The sequence below is a fragment of the Pseudomonas sp. Fl4BN1 genome (assembly GCF_009908285.1).
Classification (GTDB): domain Bacteria; phylum Pseudomonadota; class Gammaproteobacteria; order Pseudomonadales; family Pseudomonadaceae; genus Aquipseudomonas.
Genome location: NZ_JAAARM010000113.1, coordinates 1 through 427, shown reverse-complemented (window position 1 = coordinate 427; position 427 = coordinate 1). Strand labels below are relative to the sequence as shown.

Sequence of the window (427 nt, the reverse complement as noted above, 5' to 3'; positions counted from 1 at the left end):
CTTCCAGCACCACCTCGGCGAGCTGCTTGGCGGCAAATTCGTACGGCATGGCAATGCGCAACGTGCCGGCGGGCGACTGGAACGTCGCTGCGGCGTCTTCCGAAACTTCGCGCAGCCGCTGGAACAATGGGCCTGCGTCGCGCAGCAGGGCTTCGCCGGCATCGGTCAGGCGCAGGCGGCGCGTACTGCGCTCGAAAAGGCGTGCGCCCATCTTGCCTTCCAGCCGCGACACCGCCGTGCTGACCGACGATTTGGGCAACCCCAGCCGCTCCGCCGCGCGCGTAAAGCTGCCGAGCGTGGCCACGGTGCAAAAAGTGTCCCAGTCGTTCCAGTCCGTCGTTCGCATCATTGAACAATGAATTTGTTGGCAGGCGATTTCCGCCGGTTTCGAGGCAAATTACCATCCCTGCATGAACACGCCAAGCAC

General features: G+C 63.7%; 1 protein-coding gene. It reads right to left on the bottom strand.

Features of this window, described 5'->3' with window-relative positions; genetic code table 11:
* Nucleotides 1–349 (bottom strand): LysR family transcriptional regulator (locus GV818_RS33805; protein WP_218586329.1); only part of this gene is annotated, 349 nt, incomplete at its 3' end.
* Nucleotides 350–427 lie beyond the last annotated feature (78 nt).